The organism is Rhodobacteraceae bacterium S2214, from assembly GCA_025141675.1.
Taxonomy (GTDB): domain Bacteria; phylum Pseudomonadota; class Alphaproteobacteria; order Rhodobacterales; family Rhodobacteraceae; genus Yoonia.
In genome coordinates this window covers 427,736-446,037 of the sequence record CP081161.1, presented here as the reverse complement: position 1 = coordinate 446,037, position 18,302 = coordinate 427,736, and the positions used below count along the sequence as shown (strand labels likewise).

The 18,302-nt window shown below is 53.2% G+C and carries 19 protein-coding genes; 12 read left to right on the top strand and 7 right to left on the bottom strand.

Annotated features, from left to right (window positions below; translation table 11 throughout):
* The first annotated feature begins 51 nt into the window (after positions 1-51).
* The 9 genes from K3729_02075 (at position 52) to K3729_02035 (ending at position 6,674) form a co-directional block, all read left to right on the top strand.
* Positions 52-1,137, top strand: a complete 1,086-nt coding sequence (locus tag K3729_02075; GenBank protein UWQ99605.1) for an isocitrate/isopropylmalate dehydrogenase family protein — start codon at positions 52-54, stop codon at positions 1,135-1,137.
* Complete coding sequence (locus tag K3729_02070; GenBank protein ID UWQ99604.1) at positions 1,137-2,159, top strand: Gfo/Idh/MocA family oxidoreductase; 1,023 nt, start codon at positions 1,137-1,139, stop codon at positions 2,157-2,159. The genes K3729_02075 and K3729_02070 overlap by 1 nt, the downstream gene beginning before the upstream one ends.
* On the top strand, positions 2,149-2,823 hold the full coding sequence (locus K3729_02065) for a GntR family transcriptional regulator (protein ID UWQ99603.1): 675 nt from the start codon (positions 2,149-2,151) through the stop codon (positions 2,821-2,823). The genes K3729_02070 and K3729_02065 overlap by 11 nt, the downstream gene beginning before the upstream one ends.
* Before the next feature lie 75 nt (positions 2,824-2,898).
* Positions 2,899-3,510, top strand: coding sequence for a ribonuclease D (locus K3729_02060; protein ID UWQ99602.1), 612 nt, complete (start codon positions 2,899-2,901; stop codon positions 3,508-3,510).
* A 9-nt stretch (positions 3,511-3,519) separates the two neighbouring features.
* Complete coding sequence (locus K3729_02055) at positions 3,520-4,128, top strand: hypothetical protein (GenBank protein UWQ99601.1); 609 nt, start codon at positions 3,520-3,522, stop codon at positions 4,126-4,128.
* 20 nt (positions 4,129-4,148) lie between these two features.
* On the top strand, positions 4,149-4,622 hold the full coding sequence (locus K3729_02050; protein UWQ99600.1) for a lipopolysaccharide transport periplasmic protein LptA: 474 nt from the start codon (positions 4,149-4,151) through the stop codon (positions 4,620-4,622).
* Complete coding sequence (lptB, locus tag K3729_02045) at positions 4,622-5,374, top strand: LPS export ABC transporter ATP-binding protein (GenBank protein UWQ99599.1); 753 nt, start codon at positions 4,622-4,624, stop codon at positions 5,372-5,374. Before K3729_02050 ends, lptB begins: the two co-directional genes overlap by 1 nt.
* A gap of 234 nt (positions 5,375-5,608) precedes the next feature.
* A complete protein-coding gene (gene raiA, locus K3729_02040) occupies positions 5,609-6,184 on the top strand; it encodes a ribosome-associated translation inhibitor RaiA (GenBank protein ID UWQ99598.1) in 576 nt (191 codons plus the stop codon).
* 25 nt (positions 6,185-6,209) lie between these two features.
* Positions 6,210-6,674 (top strand): PTS sugar transporter subunit IIA, encoded by a 465-nt coding sequence (locus tag K3729_02035; protein ID UWQ99597.1) that lies wholly within the window; start codon positions 6,210-6,212, stop codon positions 6,672-6,674.
* 4 nt (positions 6,675-6,678) lie between these two features.
* Here K3729_02035 and K3729_02030 read toward each other — a convergent pair whose 3' ends face one another.
* The 6 genes from K3729_02030 to cysQ all read right to left on the bottom strand — a co-directional run bounded on the left by K3729_02030 (position 6,679) and on the right by cysQ (position 13,824).
* Positions 6,679-8,112: a sulfotransferase family 2 domain-containing protein gene (locus K3729_02030; GenBank protein ID UWR00909.1), complete on the bottom strand. Its 1,434-nt coding sequence runs from the start codon at positions 8,110-8,112 to the stop codon at positions 6,679-6,681.
* Entirely contained in the window at positions 8,109-9,812 is a 1,704-nt protein-coding gene (locus K3729_02025) for a beta-1,6-N-acetylglucosaminyltransferase (GenBank protein ID UWQ99596.1), read from the bottom strand. The genes K3729_02030 and K3729_02025 overlap by 4 nt, the downstream gene beginning before the upstream one ends.
* Complete coding sequence (locus tag K3729_02020; protein ID UWQ99595.1) at positions 9,809-10,819, bottom strand: glycosyltransferase family 2 protein; 1,011 nt, start codon at positions 10,817-10,819, stop codon at positions 9,809-9,811. Before K3729_02020 ends, K3729_02025 begins: the two co-directional genes overlap by 4 nt.
* 140 nt (positions 10,820-10,959) lie before the next feature.
* Entirely contained in the window at positions 10,960-11,949 is a 990-nt protein-coding gene (locus K3729_02015) for a glycosyltransferase family 2 protein (protein ID UWR00908.1), read from the bottom strand.
* A 36-nt stretch (positions 11,950-11,985) separates the two neighbouring features.
* A complete protein-coding gene (gene galU, locus K3729_02010) occupies positions 11,986-12,879 on the bottom strand; it encodes a UTP--glucose-1-phosphate uridylyltransferase GalU (protein UWQ99594.1) in 894 nt (297 codons plus the stop codon).
* A 147-nt stretch (positions 12,880-13,026) separates the two neighbouring features.
* Positions 13,027-13,824: a 3'(2'),5'-bisphosphate nucleotidase CysQ gene (gene cysQ, locus K3729_02005; GenBank protein ID UWR00907.1), complete on the bottom strand. Its 798-nt coding sequence runs from the start codon at positions 13,822-13,824 to the stop codon at positions 13,027-13,029.
* A 155-nt stretch (positions 13,825-13,979) separates the two neighbouring features.
* Between cysQ and K3729_02000 the strand changes: the two genes are divergently transcribed.
* Entirely contained in the window at positions 13,980-14,801 is an 822-nt protein-coding gene (locus K3729_02000) for an ABC transporter permease (protein UWQ99593.1), read from the top strand.
* On the top strand, positions 14,798-15,403 hold the full coding sequence (locus K3729_01995; protein ID UWQ99592.1) for a hypothetical protein: 606 nt from the start codon (positions 14,798-14,800) through the stop codon (positions 15,401-15,403). The genes K3729_02000 and K3729_01995 overlap by 4 nt, the downstream gene beginning before the upstream one ends.
* 3 nt (positions 15,404-15,406) lie before the next feature.
* Here K3729_01995 and bluB read toward each other — a convergent pair whose 3' ends face one another.
* On the bottom strand, positions 15,407-16,030 hold the full coding sequence (bluB, locus tag K3729_01990) for a 5,6-dimethylbenzimidazole synthase (protein UWQ99591.1): 624 nt from the start codon (positions 16,028-16,030) through the stop codon (positions 15,407-15,409).
* Between the two features lie 295 nt (positions 16,031-16,325).
* On the opposite strand from bluB, the gene dnaK reads away from it, so the two are divergent.
* Positions 16,326-18,236 (top strand): molecular chaperone DnaK, encoded by a 1,911-nt coding sequence (gene dnaK / locus K3729_01985; GenBank protein UWQ99590.1) that lies wholly within the window; start codon positions 16,326-16,328, stop codon positions 18,234-18,236.
* Positions 18,237-18,302: the final 66 nt, after the last annotated feature.

The window sequence follows — 18,302 nt, the reverse complement described above, 5'->3', positions numbered from 1 at the left end:
CATTAATTATAGTGACTGTCAAACTTCTTTGACTGTCTAAGGGGAACTATAATGACCAAATCGTTTCAAATTGCCGTTTTCGATGGTGACGGTATCGGACCAGAAATCATGGGGCCGACGGTCGCGATTCTGAATGCTATGGCCAAGAAAAGTGACGCCTATGATTTGGTTTTCACAAACCTGCCTGCAGGCGCCGCGCATTATGCGCAAACGGGTGATGGGCTCCCTGCTGAATCCATTCGCAAAGCATCAAAATCGGATGCGATCCTTTTATCCGCGATGGGACTGCCTGACGTCCGCTATCCAGACGGCACTGAAATTTCGCCGCAGATCGACCTACGCAAAGAATTCAATCTATTCGCTGGTGTACGCCCCGTTCGCGTCGTCCCCGGCGGCCTGACCCCCCTGAAGATGCCAGAAGGCAAATCCATCGACTTCGTGCTGATCCGTGAAAGCACCGAAGGGCTTTTTCATACCCAAGGCACCGGTGAAGTCACAGAAGACTACGCACGCGAAACCTTGCAGATCACACGCAGCGTTTCGGAGAAATTGTTCGCCTTCGCGTTCAATCTCGCCAACGATCGCAAGGCACAAGGCCGCGGCCCGGGTCGGGTCACCTGCGTTGATAAAGCAAATGTGTTTCGCTCTTTTGCATACTTTCGGGGCATCTTTGATGAAGAAGCGGCGCGCCATCCTAATTTGACCGCTGACCACGCCTATGTGGACGCTACAGCCCTTTGGATGGTGCAAAAACCATGGGACTTTGACGTAATGGTCACTGAAAACATGTTTGGTGATATTTTATCCGACCTAGGGGCCGGACTAATGGGCGGGCTTGGCCTCGCGCCGTCAGCTGACATCGGACTGCACCAAGCAGTGTTTCAACCATGTCATGGATCAGCGCCGGATATCGCAGGCGAAGGCAAAGCAAATCCCTTTGCGATGATCCTGTCTGCCGCCATGATGCTGGAATGGCTTGGCACAAAACATGACATTGCAGCGATGCTGGACGATGCCGCAAAGATCAGAACAGCGGTCGATGCAGCCGTCGCCAACAAAACATCTGTGACAGCTGACCTTGGCGGTTCATCAACGACCAGTCAGGCAGCAGCAGCAATCGAATTGGCGGTGACCTAATGCTGAAGGTTGCCTGTCTCGGCGCGGGGTTCTTTAGCCAGTTTCATCGTGATGGCTGGGAACGGATTGATCAGACCGACATCGTTGGTGTGGCGGATCATGACCCCGACAAAGCATCCGCGACAGGCTACCCAAGCTATACGTCCTTGTCCGACATGTTGGCGGCGACCGCACCAGATATTCTTGATATCGCGGTGCCGCCCAGCGCACATGCAGAAGCCATTCGCACAGGTCTGAACGCGGATCTAAAACTGATCATCTGCCAAAAACCGTTTTGCACGTCTCTCGAAGAAGCACGGGAAATGACAGCTTTGGCGCAGGCCAAAGGCATTCCGCTGATCATTCACGAAAACTTCCGGTTCCAACCTTGGTATCGGGTCATAAAATCGGCCATCGACGATGGCGCAATCGGGACACCGCTTCAGGCGACATTTCGATTACGGCCCGGCGATGGCCAAGGACCGGACGCGTACCTCGCGCGTCAGCCTTACTTCCAACAGATGGAACGCTTCCTTATCCATGAGACCGGCGTGCATTATATCGATACGTTCCGGTTTATGTTTGGCAACCCAACCGCGCTTTATGCTGACCTGCGGAAAGTGAATCCCGTGATCGCGGGAGAAGACGCAGGGCTGGTCATGTTTGACCATCCGAACGGAATGCGCTGTCTTCTGGACGGCAACCGCAACCTTGATCACGCTGCCACAAATACACGCTGCACAATGGGCGAAGGGCTGTTTGAAGGCACCGAAGGAACCATCACCTTGATGGGCGACGGATCAGCGCAGTTGCGTCAATTTGGTAGCACTACAGCTAAAGAGATAATATCGCAGGATAATTCGGGAACTTTTGGGGGCGATTGTACGTTTAGTCTCCAGAAGTGTGCCGTGGAGTGTCTTGTGGACGGTGGCGCATTCGAAAACGATGCGAATGATTACCTCAAGGTAATTGAAGTCGAGGCGGCAGTTTACAGGTCGGCGCGATTGATGAGAAAGGTTGAATTGTTAAGTAATGACCAATAGCGCAATACCGACGTCAAATACGATGGTTGCAATCGAGCAGTTGAGAGATCTGATTTTCTCGGGTCAGCTTGGTGCCGGAACGGATCATCTGGAAAGTGAACTTGCGACACGACTAGGCATGTCTCGCACCCCCGTCCGTGAAGCGCTTTTACGACTAGAAGGCCAAGGTCTATTGAAGGTTCGCCCGCGCAAGGGCGTCCGCATCACCCCGTTTTCCCCACGCGATATGGAAGAAGTCTACGAAGTCCTAACAGAGCTTGAAAGTCTCGCCGCGGCAAATGCCGCAAGCCGCAATCTGACAGACGCCGATCTGGCGGTTCTATCCCAAGCCATCGTGGACATGGACACAGCCCTAGTACTGGACCGTCGCGAAGATTGGGCCGCAGCCGACGACGTTTTTCACAGCGAACTTGTGCGTCTTGGGAATAACGAACGCGTTCGCATGATCGCAGAAGTCATGTCAGATCAGGTCCGTCGGGCGCGGCTTGTCACACTTTACATGCGTCCCGCCCCGACCAAATCAAACGACGATCACCGCCAGGTCGTTGACGCCATCCGGTCCGGCGATCCTGAGCGTGCGCGCACAGTGCACAGGCAACACCGGATCGCCGCCAAAGACATTTTGCTCTCCCTGTTGGAACGTCACCACCTTAGCAGTCTTTGACCGATACGCGTTGCGTTCAGTTGCGCTTCACCATTGTAGAGCCTATCTGCAATTGACCGACTTGGAGCGCACATTATGGCCAATCACCTTTACCAAAACGATCTGCCTGATGGCCTAAACCTAGGGCCAATGGTTGCTATTGATTGCGAAACGATGGGGTTGAATCCGCATCGGGATCGTTTGTGCTTAATCCAAATGTCTAGCGGCGACGGTGATTGCCACCTTGTTCAGATCGCGAAAGGCCAAACCGAGGCACCGAACCTGTGCAAAATGCTGGCCGATCCCGACGTCGTCAAACTGTTCCACTATGGTCGTTTTGATATCGCGGCGATGCACAACGCGTTTGGGACACTTGCAGCCCCTGTGTATTGCACCAAGATCGCATCGAAACTGGTTCGCACCTACACAGACCGCCACGGATTGCGGAACCTGCTGCACGAAATGATCAGCGTCGATATTTCCAAATACCAACAGCAAAGCGATTGGGGCGCGGAAACCCTGACCGACGCACAGCTGAACTACGCGGCATCCGATGTGTTGCACTTGCACAAACTCAAGGCCGCATTTGACGTTATGCTCGCACGTGAAGGGCGGACCGAAATAGCGCAAGCCTGTTTCGATTTCTTGCCAATGCGTGCCAAACTTGATCTGGACGGGTGGCCCGACGCGGACATCTTCGCACATTAAGGACGCAGCGTGGCAACCTATAAGAACTTTCATACGTGGTTTGTCGGATGGGTGAAAATCATCCTGCCGCTGGTCGCGATTGGATTGTTGTCCACCATGTTCCTGTTCGCCCGCAGCCCGTCTGAAACTCCGGATATCCCCGTGGCTCAACTGGAAGAACTGGCGCGTGAACAGCAGATCACATCACCGCAGTTTTCCAGCGTGACCGACGATGGATCAGTCGTCGCGGTGTCCGCCAAGAACGCAAAACCCGAAAGCGGCAGCGCAACGACATTGCTGGTCGAAGACCTAAACATCGCCATCGACTCTGCTGATGGGACAACCATGAATGTCACATCAGGCATGAGCATCCTGAATAGCAAAGATCGAACCGCACGGCTGAACGGGCTTTCGCGCGTCACAACATCCAGCGGCTACACGATGGAAACTGTCGGCATCAGCGCAGACCTGCGCACAGGGGAAATCATCTCTGACGGTCCCCTTGAGGTACACGCCCCTTTTGGTGAACTGTCGGCAGGCAAAGTACGGATAGCAGTATCAAAAGACGGCGACGGGCAGCAGATGCTGTTCACACAAGGCGTCCGCCTGCTATACACGCCTGAGAATACACAGCCTTAAGGGCCGGAAGGACAGACCAGATGATCAGATCGATCGCGCTTTTTGCCTTGCTTTTGGCCAGCCCCGTGATGGCCCAGACCAACATTGATTTAGGCGGCATCACGACCAATCCAAACGCCCCGGTCGAAGTGGCAGCCGACAGTCTGTCGGTCGATCAGGATTCCGGCACGGCGGTTTTCGAAGGCAACGTTCTGATCGGGCAAGGTGATCTTCGGATCGGGGCTGCACGGGCGCAGGTGGTTTACGATGGTGCGACCGGCGGCATCGCCAGCTTTGCGGCCAGCGGCGGTGTGACCTTCACGACAGCCACCGAAGCCGCAGAAGCGCAAAATGCCAACTATGATCTGATCAATGGCAAACTGGTGCTGTCCGGTGAAGTCCTGTTGACCCAAGGCCCATCCGCTTTGTCAGCAGACCGCATGACCATCGATGTTGAAACAGGTAACGCCCAAATGGAAGGACGCGTACGCACCGTGTTCCAGCAGGGCAACTGATGAACGACCTGTCTGTTCAAGACGGCGACGTCGGCCTGCGCATCGTCAATCTGCGCAAAAGCTATCGCAAGCGGACGGTCATTCGTGACGTCAGTATCGACCTTGGACGTGGTGAGGTTGTGGCGCTGCTCGGTCCAAACGGATCTGGCAAAACCACCTGTTTTTATTCCATCGCTGGCCTTGTGACGCCGGAAGGCGGGCAGGTCATCATCGACGGGCGCGAGGTCACGACCCTACCGATGTATCGTCGCGCAAAACTTGGCATCGGCTATCTTCCGCAAGAAATGTCGATCTTTCGGGGCCTGTCGGTCGAGGACAACATCAAAGCGATTCTTGAAATCGCGGTGCCTGACAAGAAAAAGCAGCGCGATCGTCTTGAGGAACTGCTGTCCGAATTTTCCATCGAACACCTGCGGCGGGCACCCGCGCTTGCGCTATCGGGTGGTGAGCGGCGACGCGCCGAAATCGCGCGTTGTCTCGCCGCTGGGCCAAAATATGTACTGTTGGATGAACCCTTTGCGGGCGTCGACCCAATTGCTGTGGGTGAAATCCGCCACCTTGTTGCAGACCTGAAAAATCGGGGCATTGGTGTGCTGATCACCGACCACAACGTCCAAGAAACACTGCAAATTGTGGACCGCGCTTACATCCTGCACGACGGTAAAGTACTGATGAGCGGAACAACCGAAGACGTCATCAAAGACGAAAACGTACGGCGCGTTTACCTTGGGGATAGCTTTCGGGTCGTATAGATCGGTTCACCTATTAACCACTCCAGCATTGACAAAACGCGGAATTCAGCGCCCAATGTAAAGGATGACAGTCAAGTTGATCACCCTTCGCAACTGCTGGGCCGCCTCGGCCGATGTCTTAGGCAAGACACTGAAAAACTTGGCGTTATCATCCTTCCCAATGTACACGACCGCCGCCTAAAAAGGCGTGTTTTGCCTGCGTTCCGGCGTGTACCAGTCAATATAGGAGACCCGATGCGGTATCAGATCAGTGGTAAGCAAATCGACACAGGAAACGCTCTTCAAACGCACGTTAAGGACGAGCTTGGGGTTATGCTGGATAAGTACGCAGGGCGGCCAACGGACGCCAATATCGTCTTTTCCAAGTCTGGACATGAATATGTTTGCGAAGCGATTGTTCACTTATCAACGGGTTTGACGGCACAAGCGACCGGTCACGACAACGAAATTTACGCAGCATTTGACGCCTGTCTCGAAAAAATGGACAAACAATTGCGTCGCTACAAGCGCAGGTTGAAGGATCACCACAAGGAACGATCACAACCAGTTGAACTCTCGGACGCAGGGTCCTATATCCTCGCTCCAACAGATGAGTCGGGCGAAGCGGAGCAAGATACAGTCAGCGCAATGATTATCGCTGAGACAGAGACAAAAATTCCGTCCCTGTCCGCCGGCGAAGCGGTGATGCAAATGGAATTGGCCAACGCCCCGGCACTGGTCTTCCGCAACGAGAAACATAACGGAATCAATGTCGTGTATCGGCGTGATGATGGGAATATTGGTTGGGTCGATCCAAAAACGGCGGACTGAACTAATCGATTGAAGAGTGGGTTGAATGGAACTTTCTACGATCTTGAAGGCTGAGGCCGTAAAAACGCTGACGTCTTGCACAAGCAAGAAGCGTCTTTTTCACGACCTCGGTGATATCGCAGAAACCGCCTATGGCTTTCAGCCGGGCGACGTCATTGATGCGCTCATCAATCGCGAAAACCTAGGACCAACCGGTGTGGGACATGGCATCGCCCTGCCCCACGCCCGCCTTGCCGATGTGACCCAAGTTTGCGGCATGTTCCTGCGTTTGGAAAAACCAATCGACTTTGATGCGGTTGACCGTCAGCCCGTCGATTTGATCTTTGCCCTGCTGGCACCTGAGAATGCGGGTGTGGAACATCTGAAAGCGCTCGCACTTGTGTCGCGGACGATGCGCGATCCGGATATGCAAGCAAAGTTGCGTGCAAACGCGGATCACGGGACGTTGCACACGATCCTAACGGAAACGCAGGCGACACAAGCGGCCTGAGCCGTTACGCCCAATCCCCGAAACCAAACGCAACGTAGTCGCGCTGATATGCATCACGCCCGGCTGATTCGACGTCGGCATCATATATCTGTGCGAGACGTTCGGCATGCGGGTCGGTCACGTCTGGCACGCCGGGCATCGTTTCACGTCCGATATGTGCGGCTAGAATCGCCAGATCGTGACCCAGCCTGTCTTCGCGCATGATCAAATCCGGTATCGTAAAACCCGACATCCCTTGCAGCAACGACAGTTGCGATGCCCACGCAGGATCAACACGCAGGCTAGTTTGTCCGGTCAGGTTCTTTTTCAGGAAACCCAAGAACGCGACAAATGCTGCCTTATGAACAGCCGCATCATAACCCTGATCAGGGTCACGCAGCGGATCAAACTTGGGGATCGGCAGCCCAAACTGTTTGATGAGGGTTTCGCGGACTTCTGGAAAACTATCGTTTTTCGTCGACAATATCCGATCGCAGAACGCAACATGCGCCCGCGCGAGCGGATGACGTAACACGGTAAACGTCCGGTGATCGGTATAGGCAGCCTTCCACTGGCGCAGGCTTTTCTGGCTGAATGTTGTCAGCACCTCTGCACCATCGTCCAGCTGCGACAGCCAATCCGACACGACATCAACAGGTCCAGATTTTAATGGCAAATACAAAAGCGGCGCACGTGGGGCGGCAATATACGTTGGCACGTTTGGCCCCCGACGCGGTTCAAAATTCGGGGTGCGGTTCAGGTTAAAACGATCCATGCGGGCCAACGCATGCGCCATCGCATCAAAGTTTGTTACCTTGCTATCCAACGGTTCCGGATTTTGCTTTTTCAGCTTTTGGTCAAGCGCTTCAATCCGGCTTTCGCAGCCCAAAAACGCAGCCAAACCATTCATCACATCGACATTTTGCAGGTCCTCGTACGCCACATAAAATGCCGTTTGTCCCGTCTTCTGCAGACCATTTAACAACGTCACCTGAAACGCCTGCAGTTCCGCCATATGCCGTTCAAATTCGGCGGCATTGAAGGCCACCGGTTCTTTTCGCGCATGTTTAACGTTCGTCAGTTTCCACTGACCTGTCGCCTTCGCGATTTTCCAACTGACATAGCTGTCGATTGGATTGCGTGTCAGGATGATCTTGGCACAGCGCGGGTCGGGCAGGATTGCGTCCAATGCACGCGCATCGTGGTTGTTAAAAAACCTGAACCCGCCAAGCCCATGCGTCTTAGCTTTGATCTTTTCAATCAGGCCGACAGGGTCAGCTTCACGCATGTCACGGGTCACGCCCAGCACGTTATCGACATTTGGGAAGCCCACGAAGTGCGGGTTAAACGCTTCGCCGTGACACGTCAGACCGTCAAAACTGTTGATATTGGCTTCTAGAAAATTCGAACCGGTCCGCATTTCGGCAAACACAACAAAATAGTCAAAACGCGACATTATTTACGCACCAGATAAGGTTTCCGTGTTTTCGTCTTCGGCGCGGGAATTGCGTTTTCGACAGGGAAATCACCCATCAAATAGGGATGCATTCCTTGGTTCTTCAGGTTCTGCAAGAATTGCCCGAACCCTTGCAAATCCACCATGCGCGGCGCTTCCGTCAACGTGCGCACCGATTTGCCCGTCATTTCATCGACGATCGTTTGCAATGCCTCCATCGGGCTATCAATGAAATCAGCCATTGTCCAAATGCGCACACGCGCCTTGGTGTCTGCCTCTCGCAACGCCATCAGGTGTGCATTTTCAATCCGTTGCATGCGCGCTGCATCAACACGGATATCGGCAAAATTGCGGTTCGACAGGAACAATGGCACAGCCCACGCCCCCGAAATGACGGAAATCTGCGCATTACGATCACGAATGAAGGTCGGCGCGATCTTTTGATTGTCTTCGGGGCCAAACTGGAACGCTTGCCGTTCACCGCGTGTGTTCCAGATCAGGTTCGTCAGGAACATATGCGGTTGATAATCGCGCAACACCGCACTGTTCGACATTGCACCCTGAAAATAGTCCTGACGCCCGTCGAACATCACCTTTTCAGGGTGATACAAGTGGCCATGCACACGCGCGCCTGTTTCCTTGGCAAGCCAGAATTCAAAATTCTCGAACAGTTCGACGAAGCCTTCAAAGACCGAATAGGGCGACGACGTTAGCCCGTTTTCACGGTCCATACGCGGCCAACGGCTTTGCATATAAAGACCGGGACGTCCCAAGGTCCGTCTATCCACAGCCTTCGCAAAAATGCGGTCAATCTTGCCTGGATTGGGTTCTGCGGCCTTAAACGCGGACGGATCAGGGTTCAGAAACGTGCTGTAAAGTCGGTTCGCATGTTGCCACGTTTTACGCGCAACAAAACAGTCAGACCGCCGCAAAAGCTGGAGGTGATCGTCGTAAAAGATGTGTGGTTTGCCCTGAAAGTCGAACTTCGACAGAGTCAGCGACCGGCTTTCAATGTTTTGCGAATAGAGCCGGACAAGCGTCTGGAAATAGCTTTCGTCGGGGATCCAGACCTTCTTGAAATACTTATCATAAGCGGGTCGATCAGGGTCCTGCAAAATCGCCGACAACGTCTGCCGCGTCAGACACCACCACTGCGACCCCATGTGTGGGACAAGACCGGCAGGGATACGCCGTCGAAATCCAGCACGGCGTTGCAGCCGCACATAAGCGTCAAACAAGCGACGGTTCTTTTTCCACGAGAACGGGAAGCGCAGGGTAAATCGTTCCTTATCCAACCCGCCAACAGTCCAAGGCACATCCGCGGTCGTCGCGCTTTCGATAAAATCGGTACGCGGGCGACCATCAAGATAAGTGCGCAATTCCTCAACAGGGCGCAGCGGCAGACACGAACCAGAGGCCAGATAGACGTGGCGCACATCCGGAAAGCTGGTCAAAATCATCTCGGACGCGTTTTGGGTCGCGGCGACCATGCCCCACGTGCCCCATTCACATCGGAAGCGTTTTGAAAATTTAACAGTCTTCAAAGGCGATAGATTGCGCTGAAACGCCTTAAACGTCCCGTCCGGCACGCTCGAATCGACGTGCACGACGACTGGACACCCGCCCTTCACCCAATGGCGGATGACCTGTTCGGCGCGATCAAATGCGGTGTGCACCAAAATGACGATACCAACGGTGCTCATGCCCAGTTTCCTTTGGACATGATCCCCAGAATTTCCAGCTGACGCCAGTTGATGTATTTCTCGGACCACTTGCACCACAAATCGGGACTGTCTTTCAGACCCTCTGCGTAGGCTTTGTATTCAGCACTATCCGCATAGTGTTCACCGCGCGCCAGTTCTTCGGCGGCCTTGGCACCAATCGTGTCGATAAACTTCATATGCAGCAGCACACCAGACGCTTTTTCACCGCCCCATTCATCATAAACAAGGTTCAGCCCGCGCGGCAGTAACATGTGTGTCGAACTGACATAAGTGTAATCGCTTGACCATTTGACCAAGGGGACCTTGTTCAATGCAGGTGCCTGCCTCGGATTGTCGGCAAAGAATGCCCGCGCACGCGGACCACCCTGGATCCACAGATTGCGGTACTGACCATTTCGACTGATCGTATAATTCCCAGCATCAAACCAAGGTGCGATATCCAACGGATTGGTATCCCGCTGGTACGGTTTGTCCGTGACTTTGCCCTTCGGATACATGTCCAACATCATCGCGCCAAATGACCGGATGTTGGAACTATCCAACCAATCGGTCAGCGCGCGCACAGGACGCGTATCGCAGAACGGGAAGATAAAGAATTCATCGACATCGACAGTCAGTGTCCAATGATCTTCGGCATAGCGCATCTGCAAATAGGTCAGCCAATCAATGCCGAACCGCGATTTTTTGTAGCTGGCTTTGGTAGACCACACCGAAACATCAGGCTGATTGGCAAGGTATTCCGCGCCACCATCATCGCTGCCGTTATCCACGAACAAGAAATGATCGACACCTAAGTCACGGTAGTATCTTAAGAAATACGGAAGCCGTACATCTTCGTTCCGCAGCGTGCAGAACAGCAGGATGTCATTGGGCCGAATTTCACTGGTCCGATTGGCAAGATTGCGCAGTTCACGACTTTTGCGGCGGGCGCGTAATTTATAACGCTTCCGCTTCAACCGAAGTCGATATGATGACAAAACGCTCAACCGTGCCTCGTTTTTGATCGTCTCTTTCTTGCGATACGCGAACGCGGTTAATTCCGTGTTGCGAGTGATCTCAAGCCGAGCCCTATTTGGGAACAATCAATAGCAAGACCCTGTGATTAAACAAGGTTTAGCAATAACGATCAGTCCGGCCAGTCGCCTTTTGACATCAGTCCACATGCGACAAGCTGTTCCCAGCCTTCATATTGGGTTGACCCTTCATACCACAAATCAATGTCGTTGATCAGGGATTGATAGTAATCTGCATAAAGATCAGAGTTTTCAAAGTGTTCGCGCCGCTGCCGTTCCTCTGCGGACTTTTCGCCGATCGTGTTCAAAAACTTGCTATGCAGCAAAACACCCGACGGCAAACCATCTACTTGGCTGTCGAAAACATGGTTCAGCTTGGTCGGCAGCATGTGATGCGTAGAAGTGACGTAAGCGTAGCTCTTTTTCCAATGGACCAGCGGCACTTTATTCAGGGTTGGCGCACGTTCAGGACGGTCTTGGAAAAACACACGGTCGCGCACACCGCCTTGGATCCATTCGTTCTTAAACTTCGGGTTTCGGGTCCGGCGGTAGTTATCCGCATCGAACCAAGTCAATGCGTCGGTGGGATCGTCACCCGCGGCATAAGGTTGCTGCGACAACGGACCTTTGGGATACATATCCAACATGATCGCGCCGAACGACCGGACCTTGCGGGCTTGCAACCATGCCGTCAAAGCGTTCAAATCCAGTGTTTCCCAATCGGGATAAATCAACGCTTCGTCCGCATCTACGGTCAGACACCAATGCCCCGCCGCATATTGCATTTGAAGCCACGTCAACCAATCCATGCCAAAACGGGACAGTTTATAGCTGTCCACCGTCCGCCAAAGCGACACGTCAGGTTGGCTTTCTAGAAATGCAGTCGTGCCATCGTCGCTGCCGTTATCAACGATCAGGAAATGGCGCACACCCAGCTTGCGATGATGATCCAGAAAAAACGGAAGTCGTAAAAGCTCATTTCGCAAAGTCGCAAAACATAAAATATCGGACGGGCATATGTCGCTCGTCCGATCTATCGTTGATTTGAGTTGTGACCGCTTGCGCCATGCGCGCAGCAAAAACCGTTTGCGCCTAATCCGCAGCCGATAAGTTTGCCAAGCGGACGACGCGGTCACAAATTACCCAGCTGCTATTTGCGGAGAAACGACATCGCGCAAGTAGGCGGAAAGATCATCGCGCAATTCAGGGCGGGATAGCGCGAAGGCGACCGTCGCCTGCAAGAAGCCTGCTTTCGACCCGCAATCGTAACGCTGCCCTTCGAAACGGTAACCAAAGATGTCGCGACCTTCTTCAAGCTCCATCGCGATCGCGTCAGTCAGTTGCAGCTCACCGCCCGCTCCCGTAGAAATTTTGCTGAGGTTGTTCATAACTTTTGGGGTCAGGATGTAGCGGCCAATGACAGCCAAATTTGACGGCGCGGTACCAGCGGCCGGCTTTTCGACCATGCCTTTGGCTTTCACCAGATTGTTGCCGTCGTTTACCGCGTCCAAAATCCCGTAGGATGATGTCGCTTCCGGGGCCACTTCCATTGTTGCAACCATTGCGCCGCCGGTTTCTTCATAAGCATCAACCATCTGCTTCAAACAGCCGGTTTCGCCTGCGATCACATCGTCAGGTAGCATAACTGCAAATGGTTCATTCCCGATCAAACGCCGGGCACACCACACGGCGTGACCAAGGCCCAGCGCCTTATGCTGACGAATGTAGGCAATCGCACCGCTGTCCATGTTTGTGGACTTCAGCGTGTCGAGCAGTTCGGTTTTACCCGACTTGCGCAGCGATTGTTCCAGCTGGGGCGCGTGATCAAAGTAGTCTTCCAACGCGCCTTTGCCACGAGACGTGACAAAGATGAATTCCTTGATGCCTGCTTCACGAGCCTCATCAATCGCATACTGAACTAGCGGTTTGTCCACCAGCGTCATGATCTCTTTCGGAACAGACTTCGTAGCAGGCAAGAACCGTGTGCCCATGCCAGCTACAGGGAAAATCGCTTTGGTGACTTTCTTCTTCATAAGTCTACTCCATACATTAATAATTCAAAATTTTTGATACAATTGATAATAGCGTTATCCAATCCCTATCAATTTTGAGAGGGGAAAAAGGATACTTTGCCGCCAATAAGCATCGAATTGCATCATATGGATAGCCAATGCGGTAAATTAGGGCTGCTTCAAGTCAACGCCCGGCGCGTAAGCGATGAAGAACGGGTTCGCAAAAATCTCTTTCCCGTAGCGCAACGGCGTGTGGTCATCAAAACGCACAACGTTACCACCGGCACCCGTAAGAACAGCATGACCCGCCGCTGTGTCCCATTCCATCGTCCGGCCAACGCGCGGGTAAATATCAGCTTCACCCGTCGCGACGAGACAGAATTTCAGCGAAGATCCTGCGCTTTTCATGTCTTTGACGTTGTATTTATTGATGTAATCATCAGTCGCCTGATCGCGGTGGGATTTAGATGCGACGACCATCAGCGCATCGTTATCTGGATTTGTCACCTTGATCGGCTTCACGGCACCAACGGTATCCTTTGCAAAATCACCACTTTCCTCGACCGAAACACCATCCGCATCGGTAAAGAACATACGACCCTTCGCAGGCGCATAAACAACGCCGCGCACAGGAACGCCATCAACGACATACGCGATATTCACTGTGAAATCGCCGCGGCGGTTGATAAATTCCTTCGTGCCATCCAGCGGGTCAACAATGAGGAACGTGTTAGCCGTTACCGAATGCGACGCCGCCTGCTCTTCTGTCACAAGGGCGACGTCAGGAAACGCGGCACGCAATCCATCGCTGATAATCGCATCAGCGGCCTCATCAGCAATCGTCACAGGACTGTCGTCACTTTTCGACTTCACTTCAAAATCTGGACCGTTGTAAATTTCCATAATTTTGTCGCCCGCCTCTAGGGAAAGACGGCGCATTACTGTGGTGAGAAGATCATAGTCCATCATACTACCTGCCATTTCGGCCCAGCTATTGCTGGAAATATTGAAAATTAAAGTTCTTCGCCTTATGCTTCACAGGTAATAAGACTTCAAGAATTACGTGCTATATCGCTATATCAGCGACCATTTACGCGGCACATTAGGCAGGATCGCAAGGTATGTTCCATGTAGAGACCCGACAAACGCGGTCACGCACGATTTTCGGCATGCTAGAGCTGATCTATCATGCCACTGTTCGTGAGGTCCGCAAGGATCACCGCAACGCCTTCATGGGCTTAATCATGAACATGCTGCAAACGGTCATCTTCGTGATGACGTTTTTCCTGCTGTTTATGTTTCTTGGGATGCGCGGCAGCGCCATTCGGGGTGATTTCCTGCTGTATATCATGTCGGGCATTTTCCTGTTCCTGACTCATACCAAAGCAATGGGGGCCGTTGTCGGTTCAGAAGGCCCCGCATCCCCGATGATGCAACACGCGCCGATGAATACGGCCATCAGCATCACAGCGGCGGCCCTGTCATCGCTATATCTGCAAACACTATCTTTGGTGACAGTCCTGTTTATCTACCATGTCGCCGTAACCCCCGTCGTGATCGACAATATGATCGGCGCCTATGGGATGGTGCTCGTGGCTTGGATTTCCGGCGTCGGTGTCGGGATGATGTTTCTGGCAATCAAACCTTGGTTGCCCGGCTTCGCAACGATTGGGTCCAGCGTTTATTCCCGCGCCAATATGATTGCGTCGGGCAAGATGTTTGTGGCCAATTCCTTACCATCCTCGATGCTGGTCCTCTTCGATTGGAACCCGCTTTTCCACGCGATTGATCAGGCACGCGGTTTTATCTTTCTGCATTACAATCCGCATTTCAGTTCTTGGACTTATCCGCTGTATGTCAGCGCCGGTCTTGTGATGATCGGGCTCATGGCAGAATTCTACACACGTAAGAACGCATCACTCAGCTGGAACGCCGGACGATGATCAAGCAGATCGCGTTTGCCATTATTTTATGTGCCAGCCCCGCTATCGCGCAGGACTTTCCCGCACATTTTGTAACTGATGGGGTCGCGGCTGATGATACGCTGAATATACGCGCGATGCCTGACGGGATGTCGGATATTATCGGGGAATACGGCCCTTACACCCTGAACATAGAAGTGATCCGCATTTCCAGCGACGGCAAATGGGGCTTCGTTGGGTTAGGCGAACAGAACGGCTGGGTCGCGATGCGTTTCCTTGCACGGTCGGATCATCAACAACCTTACGAATTTCCGCGTCCTATGTCGTGCTTTGGGACTGAACCGTTCTGGTCGCTGAACGTAACGGTGCGCGGCGACGAATATCACGCGATGGGCGAAGACCGGCGCGATATCAATATGATCCGCGAAAACGCAGGGCCAAACGGCGCAATCGCAGTTTTTGAAGAAGGACCGACGTTAAACCGGACCCTTATCGTTCAAAAAGGATACTGCAACGACGGCATGTCTGACCGCGAATTCGGCTGGAAGGCGACGCTATTTAACGAAGCGCCAGACGGAAACGGGGCGCAATCAGGCTGCTGCACCTTGGACGCACACCGTTAGTCGCTATCGAACATCCCATGATTGACGCGTGTCTTCCTGCCATCCTGTTTCGTGCAGTAAAGGCGTATCTGAATCAGATGCCGTGTGCCCCAAACACAGATACCCCGTAAACGACCATTCCTTCGGCACATCCAAGGTCGCCGATACTGCAACCGGATCGAGGATCGACACCCAACCTAGCCCAATATTATGCGCCCGCGCCGTCAGCCACAGCGTATAGATCGCCATAACTGTGGAATACGACAACGTTTCTGGCATCGATTGACGGCCAAGTCCCCGCCCTTCCTGAACAGACATGTCAGTGAAAACGGCTAGGTGAACGGGCGCTTCACGCAGGCCCGCCAATTTCAACGCAAAGTAATCCGCCTGTTCGTCCGGCGTATAATCCATGGCAGCCGCAGTGTTGCTCGCTTCAAAGTTCGCGATAATTTCTGCCCGCAGGTCAGGGCTTTCCACCTGTATCACCCGCCATGGCCGCGCGTTCCCGACAGACGGGGCGTGGGCCATACTGTCTTGCAAAACCGCGAGCAAATCTGGATCAATCGGATCACGCCGAAAATGGCGCACATCACGTCGCCATTTCAGAATGTCATCCAACATCGCCACATGGCTTTTGGTCAGTTTCACATCGGCCCCCTCGGTCACACGCACCCTGAATACAATTACATGCGCCGCGACAACTGCCCAGCCAACCTTAACCATTCGATTACAATTTCGGCTAAACCGCCACATCACCCGTAAAACTTGCAAATTGGTACGTTTTATCCCCCTTCCACTGCTTGCAGCCCCCAAAACGCGTCCCTATATACCGTTCGATCACAGAGCAGGGCATGTCCTTGAACTGAATCAGTTTTAATCAGGCGCGGGTGCCGTAAGCGGGTTCGCGCTGCTCAAACCGCCTAAACGTAAGGGATTTGATAAAATGGCCAAAGTCATCGGAATTGACCTCGGAACCACCAACTCTTGTATTGCGATCATGGACGGGTCAAAGCCCCGCGTGATCGAAAACGCAGAAGGCGCGCGTACAACGCCGTCTATCGTTGCGTTCACAGACGACGAGCGCCTTGTAGGCCAGCCGGCAAAACGCCAGGCCGTCACTAACCCAGAAAACACAATCTTTGCTGTGAAGCGTCTGATCGGCCGTAATGTCGACGACAAAGCACTGGCAAAAGACAAAAAGAACATGCCGTTCAACGTCGTTGACGGTGGGAACGGTGCTGCTTGGGTCGAATCCAAGGGCGAGAAATACTCTCCTTCTCAAATCTCTGCCTTCATTCTTGGCAAGATGAAAGAAACAGCTGAATCATACCTCGGCGAAGATGTGACACAGGCGGTTATCACCGTTCCTGCGTACTTCAACGATGCCCAGCGTCAGGCGACGAAAGACGCCGGTAAAATCGCTGGTCTCGAAGTGCTGCGCATCATCAACGAGCCGACAGCGGCTGCGTTGGCTTACGGCCTCGACAAAGAGAACACACAGACGATCGCGGTCTATGACCTTGGCGGTGGTACATTCGATGTGACCATCCTCGAAATCGACGACGGCCTGTTCGAAGTGAAATCCACCAACGGCGACACGTTCCTCGGCGGTGAAGACTTTGACATGCGCATCGTTGATTACCTCGCTGGTGAGTTCAAGAAAGAGCACTCTGTCGACCTGACCCAAGACAAGATGGCGCTGCAGCGTCTGAAAGAAGCTGCTGAAAAAGCTAAGATCGAACTGTCATCTTCCAGCCAGACAGAAATCAACCAGCCGTTTATTTCTATGGGGTCTAACGGTCAGCCGTTGCACATGGTGATGAAACTGACACGTGCGAAACTGGAAAGCCTTGTTGCCGATCTGATCAAAGCGTCCATCAAACCATGTCAGGCTGCGTTGAAAGACGCCGGTCTGTCCACATCCGACATCGACGAAGTCGTGTTGGTTGGTGGTATGACACGGATGCCACGCGTCAAAGAAGAAGTGACAAAGTTCTTCGGCAAAGAACCACACCAGGGCGTGAACCCTGATGAGGTTGTTGCGATGGGTGCTGCCATTCAGGCTGGTGTTCTGCAAGGTGACGTGAAGGACGTTGTTCTTCTCGACGTGACACCGCTGTCCTTGGGGATTGAAACCCTTGGTGGTGTGTTCACACGCTTGATCGACCGGAACACAACGATCCCAACGAAGAAATCTCAGGTTTTCTCGACTGCTGAAGACAACCAGAACGCCGTGACATTGCGTGTGTTCCAAGGTGAACGCGAAATGGCTGCGGACAACAAAATCCTCGGTCAGTTCAACCTTGAAGACATCCCGCCAGCACCACGCGGCATGCCACAGATCGAAGTAACGTTCGACATCGACGCCAACGGCATCGTGTCTGTTGGGGCCAAAGACAAAGGCACCGGCAAAGAACAAAACATCACGATCCAAGCGTCCGGTGGTCTGTCTGACGACGATATCGAACAAATGGTACGCGATGCCGAAGAGAACGCAGATGCCGATAAGGCACGCCGCGAACTCGTCGACGCCAAGAACCAAGCGGAAAGCCTGATCCATTCGACTGAAAAGTCCATGGAAGAGCACAAAGAGAAAGTCGATCCGACAACAATCGAAGCCATCGATCTGGCGATTGCTGCGCTGAAAGACGATCTCGAAGGCGACAACGCCGACAAGATCAAGTCTGGCATCCAGAACGTTACAGAATCTGCGATGAAACTGGGTGAAGCGATCTACAAAGCGTCACAAGACGAAGAAAACGGCGAAGATGAAGTCAAAGGCGCAGACGAAGGCGGCGACGACGACATTCTTGACGCAGACTTCGAAGATCTGGACGGCGACAAGCGTGACTAAGCCCACGGGCTAAACGATTGGGCCGGTCCGTTTGCTAAGCGGGCCGGTCTTTTCCGTTCCCAAGGG